At 40.4% G+C, this 12,759-nt stretch carries 7 protein-coding genes; 1 reads left to right on the top strand and 6 read right to left on the bottom strand.

Translation table 11 applies throughout. From position 1 onward, the window contains the following. Nucleotide 1: 1 nt before the first annotated feature. Both ACFSKV_RS13820 and ACFSKV_RS13815 read right to left on the bottom strand, forming a co-directional pair. Nucleotides 2–2,224 carry a S9 family peptidase gene (locus ACFSKV_RS13820; protein ID WP_380803829.1) on the bottom strand — a complete coding sequence of 741 codons (2,223 nt, stop codon included), beginning with the start codon at nt 2,222–2,224 and terminating at the stop codon, nt 2–4. Nucleotides 2,225–2,457: 233 nt separating this feature from the next. Next, nucleotides 2,458–3,345 carry an AraC family transcriptional regulator gene (locus ACFSKV_RS13815; RefSeq protein WP_380803827.1) on the bottom strand — a complete coding sequence of 296 codons (888 nt, stop codon included), beginning with the start codon at nt 3,343–3,345 and terminating at the stop codon, nt 2,458–2,460. Nucleotides 3,346–3,527: 182 nt separating this feature from the next. On the opposite strand from ACFSKV_RS13815, the gene ACFSKV_RS13810 reads away from it, so the two are divergent. Next, nucleotides 3,528–5,096: an L-serine ammonia-lyase, iron-sulfur-dependent, subunit alpha gene (locus ACFSKV_RS13810; RefSeq protein ID WP_380803824.1), complete on the top strand. Its 1,569-nt coding sequence runs from the start codon at nt 3,528–3,530 to the stop codon at nt 5,094–5,096. A 27-nt stretch (nt 5,097–5,123) separates the two neighbouring features. On the opposite strand, the gene ACFSKV_RS13805 is transcribed toward ACFSKV_RS13810, so the two are convergent. The 4 genes from ACFSKV_RS13805 to ACFSKV_RS13790 form a co-directional block, all read right to left on the bottom strand. Then, complete coding sequence (locus ACFSKV_RS13805) at nt 5,124–7,259, bottom strand: M1 family metallopeptidase (RefSeq protein WP_380803821.1); 2,136 nt, start codon at nt 7,257–7,259, stop codon at nt 5,124–5,126. Between the two features lie 161 nt (nt 7,260–7,420). Beyond that, complete coding sequence (locus ACFSKV_RS13800) at nt 7,421–8,767, bottom strand: aminopeptidase P N-terminal domain-containing protein (protein ID WP_380803818.1); 1,347 nt, start codon at nt 8,765–8,767, stop codon at nt 7,421–7,423. Nucleotides 8,768–8,864: 97 nt separating this feature from the next. Next, nucleotides 8,865–9,746, bottom strand: coding sequence for a sulfite exporter TauE/SafE family protein (locus ACFSKV_RS13795; RefSeq protein ID WP_380803815.1), 882 nt, complete (start codon nt 9,744–9,746; stop codon nt 8,865–8,867). Nucleotides 9,747–9,925: 179 nt separating this feature from the next. After that, nucleotides 9,926–12,655, bottom strand: a complete 2,730-nt coding sequence (locus ACFSKV_RS13790) for a DUF6797 domain-containing protein (RefSeq protein ID WP_380803812.1) — start codon at nt 12,653–12,655, stop codon at nt 9,926–9,928. Between the last annotated feature and the right edge of the window lie 104 nt (nt 12,656–12,759).

The raw sequence follows: 12,759 nt of genomic DNA, 5'->3' as shown, positions 1-12,759 counted from the left end.
TCTATTTGATGTTGGGCGGTAAACTTTTTAGCCAAAATGTTTTCATCGTCTCTCTTAGATGAAGTGAAGTGTTGTCACGTTCGTTAATTCCATGGGCACGCATAGGATAGGACATCATGTAAAATTGTTTATTGTATTTGATCAACTTATCCACAAGCATTTCGAAACTTTGATAATGAACATTATCATCGGCTGTACCATGGATAACCATCAACTCTCCCTGTAAATTTTCAGCATACGTAATGGGAGAACCATCTCTGTATCCTTTTGTATTGTCTTCCAAAAGCCCCATATAACGCTCTTGGTAAGTAGCATCATATAGTCGCTGATCAGACACAAATGCCAATGCCAAACCTGCTTTATAAATTTCCGGAAAGCGGAACATCAAATTGAGCGTCATCTGCCCACCCCCACTCCAACCCCAGGATCCTACTCTGGAAGGATCAATAAAATCATAGGTTTGGAGAATTTTTTCAACAGCAGACTTTTGATCATAGGATGCCAGAATGCCAATTTGCCCATAAATTGATTTGCGCCAATCTCTTCCTCTTGGGGTTTTGGTTCCTCGATTATCTATGCTGATCACTACATATCCCAACTTTGCCAGGTAGTGGTGCCACAAGTCCCCATCCATCCAAGCATCCTGAACTGTAGAACCTGCAGGTTCCCCATACACATAAGCAATTAATGGATACTTTATATCGGGATCAAAGTCCTTGGGTTTGATCATCCACCCATCTAAAACTACATCTCCAATATCTACCTTGAAAAATTCCTTTGGGTTCAGACCCAATTCGAAATACCTCTTCTTTAACTCCTGATTTTCTTCCAAGACCCTGATATTTTTATGGTTTGGTAAACTTATGAGCGAATAAACAGGAGGAGTTGTGGTGTTTTGAAATGTATGTATAGCAAATTTTGAATCAATGGAAATCTGATAGGCATTTTGTCCAGATAGATTTATTGGAGTTATCCTTTCGGCTTTTTCTTTTTTCTTTAATGAACTGCGGTACAGATAGCGCTGAGTAAAGTTGTCGGGAGATGCGATGTAGTAGACATACCCACTTGCCGGGTCAATATGACTTATTCGCTCTACATCAAATTCTCCTTCAGTTACCAATTCAACTGTATTGCCATCACGCGAAACTTTGTATAAATGCAGCCATCCATCCCTTTCACTTGTCCAGGTAAAAAATTTCTCCCCATCCAGCCAACGTATATTGTCATGAATATCCAGGAATGCATCATCCTCCTCAACCAATATTCTTGACATTGCCATAGTGTGGATATTTGCTGTCCAGACAGTATTTGTGTTTTGACGCCTGTTAAGCTGCTGCACCATCACCTCTTGCGAATTGGGAATAAATTCCATCCTTGCCAAGTAATTGTTTCTGGGATCACCGGGAAAATCAAACCATTTAGTCTCACCCCCTTTACTGGATACTATCCCGATTTTTACTGCTGACAAAGTATGTCCAACTTTTGGGTATGGTAATGGAATAGGTTTTGAATAGATGGAATCGATATTATTAATCAAATAAAATGTACCCACTCCTTTGGTATCAGATTGCCAATAGGCAATATTTTCTCCATCAGGACTCCATCTGAACCCGTCCCTGCACTCCAATTCCTCCTCATACACCCAATCAAAAGTGCCATTGATGATAAATTCTCCTCCATCTGAAGTGATTTGGGTGATTTTTCCTGATTCAAGGGATTCTACAAAAATATTGTTTTGGCTTACATAAGCTACCCTGCTTGCATCAGGAGAAAATTTAGCAAACATCAAGGTAGCAGAAGGGATCCCTTTCCCCAATTGACTCAGCTTCCGGGTATTTAAATCCAATACCCAATAATCTCCACGGGTATGATAACGCCAAACCTTCCTGGTGTTGGTAAAAATTAGCAGTTTGCTGTTATCCTCAGACCAATGGTAATCTGCCACAGTCAAAGGCTTGCTTTTCCCAGATGGGATCAATTCTTCAGCGGAAATTAATACAGATCTAACTCCTGAAAGGGCATCATATCGAACTATATCATCTCCTTCATGACTTTTGCTTTTTTCTATGCTGGAATATCCCTTTGAATCTTTCATCCAACGAATGGGGCCAAATCTATTCTGGCGGTATATACCATTTTTGTAGATGTCCTCCAAGGTCAGTGCTGTCTGAGAAAATAAATTCCCGTAAAAGCACATTAAAAAAACAAAAGCTATGTACTTCATTTCTTTTTGCAAAATAATCAATATTAGTTTTTCAACTTCCCGTGAGTTAACCTCCACTAATCCATTTAAAGAAAATTAAATTCTAATTATTAAGTATAAAGATATTATGGGTAAACTCAAATACTACTAAATCATTTTAGCTAAAAGGTATGATATTTTAACTTTTTGAAAAAATGTTTTTGGGAAGTTTTACAAATGGTATTCCTTAGCATTACATGGTTTGAATTATACTATTAATCCAAGTGCTTAATTTCTTTATTTAAAATTTTGCTTTTGAATTCCAAAGGAGTCATTCCTGTAATGCTTTTAAAATGTTTGTGGAAATTAGATAAATTATTATATCCACTATTATAACAGGATTCAGAAGTGTTAAAATCATTCTGTAACATAAGTCTGCATGCATTGGCAATTCTGACTTCAATCAAAAATCGAGAAAAAGTTTTTTGGCTCTTATATTTAAAATACCTGCAAAATGCAGTTGGGGACATGTTTACCATTTCAGCAATTTGCTCCAAGGTGATTTTTTCCCTGTAGTGATTTCTCACATAATCAAAAACCAAATTTATTTTGGGTAAATTTTCCTGAACTGATTTGATGGGTATGCCTAAGGAAGAAATAAAATTCAATTTAGTATCTTTTGAAACACACTCTAGTATATCCAATAAACCTAAATATTTTTCAAAAGCATTTTTCTTAGTCAATTCATTTAGTTTTTCACAGATTTGCGGCTTTTTCGATTCTGAAACTTTTATTCCATAGACTGAATAATCCAATAACTTTTGAAGATTATAGGATTCAGGTATATCACACAATGAATTTTTTAAAATATCTTGATTGAAAAATACAGAGATTGCTTTTGCCCTTTTATTAATACCATTTTGAAGAAGGTATTCATTATTCCTGAATACATGCGGCAAATTTTTACCAAATAAATAAACATCATCTTTTTTAAAATCTACAATACTTTCAGCAACAAAAAGTGATCCATCCCCCTCTTGAATTAATGTAATTTGAAATTCTTCATGATAGTGTATTGGTTCAAAGAAATTATCCAATTCCCAACATTCCACTCTGATTGTTTCGTCTTTAAGCCTCGGAACTTTAAAATGTAAGGGCTGCATAATGTTTTTCTTAGTTTAATGACTTATGTCATATAATTTATCAATAATGTAGGAATAAAAGCAAATAAAGTATACTAAAAAAGTTGTTATTGCTAAGATAAAACACACAAATGTTAAAATTAAATAGTATAGACTTTCCATAATTTGATAATTTTAAAATTGAGAGTTAAACAAATAAATATATGACCTACCCTAGCATTTTTAATGATGTAATCGGACCTGTGATGAGAGGCCCTTCCAGTTCCCATTGTGCTGCATCCCTAAGGATTGGAAGAATCTGCCATGACCTTATGGATGGAAGAATTTCAGACATTAATATCGAATTTGATCCAAATGGTTCATTGGCTACAACCCACAAGGACCAAGGTTCCGATATGGGATTGTTCGGAGGTTTTTTAGGTTGGGAAGCTTATGACGAACGATTGGTAAATTCCGAAATGCATATCGGTGCTGCAGGAATAAAGGTAAACATCGAAATCAAAGAAATTCACGCAGAACATCCCAATACCTATCAAATCACCTTGAATAATCCATGGGAGACACACCAAGTCATTGCGATTTCAACAGGAGGAGGGATGATAGAGGTAATTGAAATTGATGGGGTCAAAGTTTCTCTTGCCGGCGATTCTTTCGTTACCCTCATTTACACCACAGATTCCCAAAAGATAAGTGATTATCTGGAAAATGCAGAATTGGGAGATGACCTTGAAATCCACGTAAAAGAAAAGAATTTATTTGTCCTAAAAAGTCAGTCTTTTCTCAATGAGTCGATAATTGAAGAATTGAAAAATATCGAAAGCGTTACAGCTATCAAGCAAATAAAGCCTGTTTTGCCTGTGCTTACCCGGAAAAATACAACGGTTCCATTTATTACCTGTGAGGAGATGCTCAGCTATAATCAAGAAAAGGATTTGAGTCTATGGGAACTGGCAGTGAAATATGAAAGCATGCGGGGAAACATTTCAGAGGCGGAAGTACTTTCCAAAATGAACGATATCCGGCTTATTTTGAAGAATGCTGTTGATACCGGCTTAAAAGGGACAAAGTTTGAGGACAGAATCCTAGGTCCTCAATCAGTAAAATTCAAATCCATGATGGAAGATAAAAAACTCATTGATGGAGATACATTAAATAGAATAATCATGTATGTATCTGCCATCATGGAGGTAAAAAGTTCCATGGGAGTGATTGTAGCAGCGCCAACGGCAGGGTCTTGTGGGGCAATGCCTGGTGCAGTACTTGGAGTGGCCGATTCCTTGGGGCTTTCGGACGAAGAAACAGTAAAAGCCCTGATGATTGCTGGATTGATCGGTGTTTTCATAGCGGCACATTCCACCTTTGCTGCAGAGGTTGGCGGTTGTCAGGCAGAATGTGGCTCTGGCGCCACTATGGCAGCTGCTGCTATTGTCCATTTAGCAGGAGGCAACTTAAATCAAAGTATTTCGGCAGCCTCCATGGCATTGCAGAGTTCTTTGGGTATGATCTGTGACCCTATTGGCAATAGGGTTGAGGCTCCTTGCCTGAACAGAAATGTGATGGCAGCCTCGAATGCCCTCTCCTGTGCCAATATGGCTTTGGCAGATTATGACCATTTGATTCCTTTGGATCAGGTAATTGAAACCATGTATGAAGTGGGAAAAAGCATACCCAATACCTTAAGATGTACCAATCTTGGAGGCCTCTCCATTACTAAAGCAGCCAAAGAAATTGAAGCAAAACTTACTCAAAAGTATTTTTATAAAAATTGCTAAAAAATATAAAAGCGTCATCATATCAGCCTAGGGATTTGGATTTCGGATCAGTTCCATTGCCTGTTCTGCAGCATTCTTCAATGTATTTCGGGGAGATCTTACCTTGGCCACTTCACTGAGAAAACGCAGCTGTGAAGAATTGCCAGTTTCACCAATGGCTATCAGCGCCTGTGCTTTTACCAGGTAGCTTTCATCTGTTTCGTATATTCTCCTAAAGTTACCTAGCATGGCCGGATCTTTCATTTTACCCAAGGCGTTGATGGACGCCGCCCTGACCTTGGAATTGCGATCGTTACCGGCCTCTAAAAATACAGCTTTACTGCTACTTCTATGGAATTCAGACAAAAGCTGCACCGCAGCCTCCCTTACGGCCCAGAATTCGTCATTCTTTGAAAGTTCCGTCCATTTCTGAATCGTTTTGGGAGAATGGTGAAAGGCCTTTAATTGGTCAATGGCCCATAACCTTCCGGTCATGTCATCATTTTCCACCTGAAACAAAAGCTCTTCCTCGGATTGAGTATAAGTTAACTCTTTAAGCAAGTTGTTGCCTTCATCAAAGCGAACCAACAATGGCGCTTCATCGAATTTAAATTCAAATTTTTCCACAGACTCTTTTACCCAGACTTTTTCCACCGTTTTACCTTCCGAATTGTAAAACCCAAGTTGGACGGGTATACGGTAAATGGGCACATGCTCCCATTTGTCCTGGGTCTGTTTAATTTCTACAGATAGGGTTTTGGTTGCTTCATCCCATTGTTTGGCTACCTCAAATACGGCATGTCCTGGTTTAAATAGAAACTGCTCAAAAAACCAGTCCAGATTCATGCCACTTACATCTTTGGCACACTGCATAAAATCCTGGGTGCTTACTGCCTGAAATTCAAAACGATGCAAAAATTCACTTATAACCCTGAAAAATGTTTCGTCTCCCAACACAAAACGAAGCATATGCAAAACTGCAGCTCCTTTGGGATAGGTGTGGCTGTCAAAGTTTTGCCCGGGGTTTTCATACCTGGTAAAGACAATGGGCCGCATATACTTATTATGGGCTTCACGAAGGTAGGCACCCTGTTTTCTCAGTAGGTCCAAAGCCGCTTCATCCTCACCCCAATCAAATCGCTTGTATAAATAATCCGAATAGGTCGCAAAACTTTCATTTATCCAGGTATGCTCCCAACTTCTGCTGGTAACAAGGTCACCCCACCATTGGTGGGCAATCTCATGGGCAATAATCCCCTCAAAAGAAAAATCAATTTCTTCTTGTCTCGTTGTTACGGCACCCTCTCCCAGCAGCGATGCAGAAGTGGCCTCGGCGCCACCTCCTTGATGCGCTGAGATCACTTGGTCATACTTTTCCCATGGATAGTCATACCCATAAATCCTGTTGAAAAAATCGATCATATATGGGGTCTTGGCGAAGGATCTTTTGGCATCCTGCTCATGCCTTGGATAGACCCAGTAGTTTACAGGTAAAGCACCTAGTGCGTCTTCGATAACGGTGTATGCTGCAATACTCAGGTTGATGAGGTAGGTGGAGTGCGGCTTGCTTTGCTTCCAATGGTAGGTGCGTTTTCCTTTTTCAGGATCTTCGGAAATACCAATCAACTCGCCATTTGACAGTACCTTAAGGTTATTGTCAACGGTTACGATCATTTCCTGTGTTACTTTGTCGTGAGGATAGTCGTAACAGGGAATCCACTGCCTGGCCTGATTAGGCCAGCAATCGGAAGAAACCTGAAATGGATTGGTTTCTGTTTGGTCGATAAATTTTAAGCCGGAAACCTGTTCTTTGAGAAAATACTTCACAGTAAAGGTAAGGGTATCGCTGTGCGAATAGGAGCGCGCGAGGTCTATATGCAGTTTATTGTTACCCTGTTTAAAAGTAAGCGGTAACCCCCTGTTGTCGAGCACATCGCTTACCACAAGGGAAACCGCATCCAAAGTCACTCTATTCAGGTTACTTCTTAGTGGTGTCAAGGTGATGGTATTCTGTCCGGTCAATTGTTTTTCCTGAACATCCACATCCAGCATGATTTGGTAGTGGAGCGCATCGAAATCCCTATCCGGCTCGAACTTTACCGGCCTTCGGTAGATATCAATCTGTTGGGCTACTAGTCCTAAATGAGTAGATAACAACAATAGAAAAACAACAAGACGCTTCATAGATTTTTAGGATAAAATTGGATTTTTTAATAAGTCTTCTTTGTCAAGTTGAAGGCCTTGGTTTGAAACCTGTCAGGTTTCAGTCTCTCTATAGTTGTTCTTTAGGCATTTCAGTCCATTAAACCTGTCAGGTTTTATTGATCCTATATGACAAAGTAGGGTTAATTGTTCTTCATAAAGGCCTCTATTTCATCTACCGTACGGGGCAGTCCTGAAGAAAGGATTTCACAGCCGTCTTCGGTGATCACTACGGTATCTTCGATACGAATGCCTGTCACATCATCTGCCTGGCCCATGATATCACAGGCAAAAACAAATCCAGGTTGAAGCGGTTCTCCCCGGTCGAAGCTATGCATTCGGTCATGAACGGCCATGCCTATGCTATGGTTATAACCACCGTCACGGATCCACAAATTGAAACGAGGTTCACTGGTGTCAAATCCCAATTTCTCCAGTTCCTTTTTCACTTCAGCACCGATTTCAGTCAATGATACCCCAGGGCGATACATTTTTTGGCAAATCTCTCTGATAAAAAGACCCAGTTCGTAGATCTCCCTTTGTGTTTCGGTAAACTTTCCACTTGCCGGAAAGGTCGTTGAAACATCGGATGCATAATAGGATACATTGGCACCGCCATCTAGAATAATGAAGTCTTTTTCACCTAATATGCGATCGTATTGCATATAATGGCCATAGGCGTGGTTTTTATCCGACATAATAATGGTGCCGAAGGCCAAACCCTTGGCCCCTCCTGACATGGTAACCTGCTGGAAAAGTGCAGCCAGTTCAACTTCAGGCACACCGGGCCTGGTAGCTTTCATGACCGCTTTATGCGCCTCCACAGAAAGCTGGGCCGCCTTTCGGATCAGATCAATTTCAGCCTTTGATTTGAACTTTCTCAGTTCCCAGATAAAAGGGGTGCAATTCGAAACATGATTTTCGGGAAATCTCTGGTTTAACACCGCTACAAACTGCATTTCCCGGGTCAATCGACCGTCCCATTCGTTATCGGTTACATTGCGTTTGAATGTATTAAATTTCTCCATGGAATTTTCGCCTATGTACTCCTCCGGGCTGAATGGGGTATAAATCACCGTACTTTTCGTTATCCGGTTCTTTAACGTTAAAGAAAAATCTTCGTAAGGCAGGAAGTGCTCTATTCCAGTGATCTTTACAGGCTCTCTCACCAGGTCCAGTGGAATATTCTCGCTGTCAGCATGATCCTCATCGATGGTAAAAAACAGGGTACTTTCCCTCTTTTCCCCATCCACTATAAGTATGGCATCGGGAATCTCTACCCCTGCAAAATACATCATATTGTTAAACTGGGTAAATGGTAAACCTGCTAGGGATTCAGATGCGCCTCTGATAATGGCGATTCCATCAGGGATCCTATCCATAAGTTTTTCCCTACGATTTCGGTATTCATCTTTTTCAAAGGTCAACTGTGCCTGAAGTTCATTTAAAGAAAAGAACAAAAGCAGTGTTAGAATTAAAGAAGTTTTCATGTTTTTATACTTGTTTTTCAGTTGTCACTTTGATAATTGTGTCTGGCTAAATCAGATTCAATCGAAAATAAGAATATATGGCCCTATTTGATCAACATTAAATAACAGTTACTTTAGACTCTCTCCCATTCCGACTAGCTGAAAGAAACATTAATCCCGAGGTATATAGAACTATAAACAGCACTACCCATTTCAGAACCAACAGGGGTAAGGATTTGACCACATATGCGGCCAGTATTACACCAGCAGCCCCGGCAATGGTAAGCGAAAAGGCAACTTTCCTATCATACGCTCCTTTTTTTACAAACTGGGCCCCTCCTGCTGCCATCAGCATGGCAGTGGCTGTCATCATGATAGGGAATGCAGTGAGTGGATGCATTCCGAGAGCGTACACCATTGCCATACAGGGAGCATAAAATCCGATGCCTATGGTTTGCAGGGCTCCAAAAACAAAACTCATTCCCACAATTAGGGCCAGTTTCCAACCCCTAAGCCCAATCGCCTCACCCCCAACAGGCATTAAGTCTAAAAAGCCGGCGATGATGATCAAGGCCACTGCCAATAAACCACAACCTAATCCTATCTGAATCCCCCGGCGTGACATTTGGGATACAATACCAGCACCCAGTAATGCGCCTAAGGGTGCTGCTGTTGACATGGTGACCAGCGTAATGGGATCCACTTCAACCACAGTCATAAAAATAAATGCCTGCATGACTACAGGAATGGTATTCCCCACATTCATTGTTCCAGGAATCAAGCGGTCATCGACAAGTTTGAAGAATTTAAAAATCGCAGTTTGCTGGGCAAAACTCCCAATCCCAAGGGTGTCGAAGAAGTTGGTAATAAATCCGGTTGTCAACAGACCAGACCAAGGTTTAGCCGAAAACAATTTCCTATTTCTAAATACATCCGCAATATAATAGAAGCCAAACGTACCTGTCATAAGCCCCAGAACAACCTTTAAAATAATACTCATTGCTTTTCCAATAGTTTAAATAAGATGGGTCAAAACAAACTGTATTTAAGCAAACCTGCAGTCAAGTCACTATTACCCTTATTAGAATGAGCTTGATGCCCATGATGATGTTGAATTAATGCTGAATTTATTCATAATTAGAGGACCGTGATCAAATTTCAGAAAACAAAAGATACTTACTATTGAACGGGAGCTGGACCTAGTTGATGGATTGTATTCTGGACTAAACCCTCTCTGGTATTTCCTCGATCATCCTTAACCTGGTATCGTATTTCCATTACCCAAGTTGGCTTGATCTCAGGGATGGTCAGTTTGATGGTTTTCTTGTCCTTGTCCAATTCAGCCTTGGTGACTTGCAAAGTTTTTTCGTTATAATGTTTGGATCCGTATTTTCTAGAGCGGAGCAGGTCCCAGGTTTTTACAGTATAATGACTTACATCTTCAACACTTCTTTCATCAAGTTTGTCTGTAAAGCTCAATTGCATACCGATTTTAGTTGCTTGGATCCCTATAGGAATCACCATCGGTTGTTCAACTTTCCTTATCCTGTAGAGTCCTCCCAATTGCGGTTGTGTGGAGCCCCAGGCAGATAAACCACAGAGATAAAGTTGCCCATCTCCAGGATTGAACCTGCCCCTCATGACTCCAGTAGAAAATCTTGGAATTGGCAATTCAAATATCCCCCCCTGTACCTGATCCCCTATTTTCTCAAAAGGAACAACAAAAACTTTCCCATAACCATAGGACAAATTCAATAGCTTTCCATTGAGAGCACCCCACTTTTTACTATCTACCCAAAGCAGTTCGGAAGGTGACTGATCCCTATCTCTTTCCACCCAAACCAGCGGAAGTTCCATTCCTTTTTCTGTACTATCGGCAGGTGGGTTGTATCCAAACATATTCCCATAAAACCCACCCTTTTCAACCCAATTGATCCGGTTCATAGGATTCCAGTGGCCTTCTTGGTCCGTCACAATAAAAGTACCATCAGGGTTGATACAAACACCGTTTGCTGCTCTGAATCCTGTAGCAATAATTTCTGTCTTCAATCCATCTTTACTCACCTTAATTAAGGTTCCATGCTGAGGAATTAAAGCTTCTCTTGCATGGCGTGCACTTTTAGCATAATAAAAATTCCCTTCTTTATCCGTCTGAAGCCCCATAGCAAACTCATGAAAATGATCTGTTACTTGATGGTCATTGTTAAAACTCTCATAAAAATCTGTTTCCATGTCTCCGTTAAAATCATGCAATCGGACGAGTTGATCCCTACAGGTTACAAAAATCTCCTCATTGACCACCTTAATGCCCAATGGCTGAAACAAACCTGAAGCTATCCTTTGCCAGGTAAGCTTTCCGGAATTTTTAACAAAGCCTTCAACAAGCCAAACATCCCCATCCGTAGAGCAAATCACTCCTTTGTTGGCATCTTTGAAAAAGTCAAGACCACTCAATCTGAACTCATTTTTCCAAGGGCTATCAAATGGTGGATTCATGATATCCACCTGAAATGGCCCTTCTTGATTTCCTGTAAGGATTTCTGTAGTTAATTTTTGGGGGTACCTTGCAGGGCCTCCTTTGATCATGGATTCTAGTGATTCAGCAGGATTTGAGACTTTTGAATATTGCTCAAGCCCTTTCATGCCGGATTTCCCTATCAGTATCTTGACTTTTAGGTTTTGGGAAGCGGAGGTTTGCATGATGGTAAATCCGTTCTCATTTTTCAAAACAGCACCTTCACCTACTAAAGCCACAGACGTTCCGGTTGGAGCTATCCGCATTTTCAGCGGTTTATCAGAAGGAGAAATATTCAATGTTCTTGTAAAAACAGGTTGGTTTTCCAATGTTTCCAGGCCAAATGTTTCCAGAACCTTGGCACCTCCTACCGTATAGGAAATAATTACCCGATCCATATATTGGTAAAGTCCCTTATAATGCGCCCATTCCCTTGGGAGTGGGCCAAACCTTCTTTTGTCCCGAGCCAAAAAGCGTGGATCATCAAATGTTCCAGTTGCAGGGTTAGCCCAGGCAGGTACTACAGGATTTGAAAAATGAAGGTCTCCAACCGTTCTTGGAGAAATGTTATGTTTTCCGTTAAATAAAATGGCTTCCCAATCAATAAAACCTTCACCTGTCCAGGCCCCTGCAACCCTCATCAAATCATGGTCAAACATCATCCAAGCATTTCCTGCAGCAACTCCTCCTTCTCCGGGATCTAACCTTACCGCTATCCCTTTATAGGCAAAATTCTGGTTCACCAAATTTTCATCTTTTAAAGGCTGAATCGGGCCGGTTGAGCGTTCCCTAGGGGCAGCGTTTTGACCTACCAATTCATAAGTATTGATTAAAAAGTTACCATAATCCATCTCTGCCCATGGTTTAAATTCTTTGGGAGTTGGTCCTTTATCTGTACCGGAAGGCAAACTTGCCAGATAAGTTGAATCTATTTCAATATATTGACTAGGGTTATCTTTCTCGATAAAAGCTTCCCTGATATAATTGATGATATCATACTTTTCCACTGGAGTTAAATTTACCTGTGGAGGCATGGATCCATAGCCTCGGGTGAGTGTTTGGTAAATCGAATAAGGGTCATTCCCAACTTTAAATTTATCTTCCCAGAATTTAAATGCATTGGGCATTGACCCCTCCTGTTCCTTATTCCCATGGCAATTGAAGCAGATGTTATTATAAATATGTTCACCCGTACGAATGGATTCACCATATCGGTCCCCTAATGCAAGGAGGAGACCCTTATGATCTAAATTCCTTTCATAGTCCGGGAGGTCTGATTCCTGGAGTGTAAATCCAATGGGAGTTTCGGCTTCTGAGTTAGATGAACTTGGTTTGCATCCGTTCAGCATAGAGAATATTAGAAGGGTACTTAAACTGAGGTAAATTTTATTCATTTCTAAGCTTTTGTTTATTTTTTAGCTTGGTTGACTTTCAGTATTTTTTAAAAATGAGATATCAAATCAGGGTAATTTAATTATATTCTGATAATCTATCATCT

Source organism: Shivajiella indica, from assembly GCF_042683085.1.
GTDB lineage: Bacteria > Bacteroidota > Bacteroidia > Cytophagales > Cyclobacteriaceae > Shivajiella > Shivajiella indica.
Note: the sequence above shows the minus strand (reverse complement) of the source record. Positions and strands in the feature narration are given on the sequence as shown.

Bases quoted from the DNA above. Each gene is read 5' to 3' on its own strand.
- ACFSKV_RS13810 (WP_380803824.1), top strand. From the start codon at position 3,528: ATGACCTACCCTAGCATTTTTAATGATGTAATCGGACCTGTGATGAGA.
- ACFSKV_RS13820 (WP_380803829.1), bottom strand. From the start codon at position 2,224: ATGAAGTACATAGCTTTTGTTTTTTTAATGTGCTTTTACGGGAATTTA.
- ACFSKV_RS13790 (WP_380803812.1), bottom strand. From the start codon at position 12,655: ATGAATAAAATTTACCTCAGTTTAAGTACCCTTCTAATATTCTCTATG.
- ACFSKV_RS13800 (WP_380803818.1), bottom strand. From the start codon at position 8,767: ATGAAAACTTCTTTAATTCTAACACTGCTTTTGTTCTTTTCTTTAAAT.
- ACFSKV_RS13795 (WP_380803815.1), bottom strand. From the start codon at position 9,746: ATGAGTATTATTTTAAAGGTTGTTCTGGGGCTTATGACAGGTACGTTT.
- ACFSKV_RS13805 (WP_380803821.1), bottom strand. From the start codon at position 7,259: ATGAAGCGTCTTGTTGTTTTTCTATTGTTGTTATCTACTCATTTAGGA.
- ACFSKV_RS13815 (WP_380803827.1), bottom strand. From the start codon at position 3,345: ATGCAGCCCTTACATTTTAAAGTTCCGAGGCTTAAAGACGAAACAATC.